The organism is Prevotella sp. HJM029 (assembly GCF_000599605.1).
In the GTDB taxonomy this organism is placed as follows: Bacteria; Bacteroidota; Bacteroidia; order Bacteroidales; family Bacteroidaceae; genus Prevotella.
This window is the reverse complement of record NZ_AZHT01000129.1, coordinates 1-242: the sequence shown is the minus strand read 5'-3', so window position 1 is coordinate 242 and position 242 is coordinate 1. Positions and strand designations below refer to the sequence as shown.

1 pseudogene is annotated in these 242 nt (G+C 38.0%); it reads left to right on the top strand.

The window, feature by feature from the left end:
• Positions 1-242: pseudogene (locus X919_RS17065) on the top strand (hypothetical protein); the annotation flags it as partial.

Here is a 242-nt window from a genome sequence, read left to right as displayed (position 1 = left end):
TACTTTGGGGTAGACTTTTTAGGAGAAGATCTTGACAACTATCTCATCTATACATTTAGAGACTTTACACAAGAAGGGAAGACGTTATTCTTGGATACCATTAGGCTACAACCCAAGAATCCGCAAAACTATGATACGATTTATAGCTTTATGTTTTACTTTAATGAGGATAAAACATGGGGAGTTGTGAAATATAAGGGAGGAGTAGGCACGTGGAGTGATTGTACCGAGACATCGGAGTT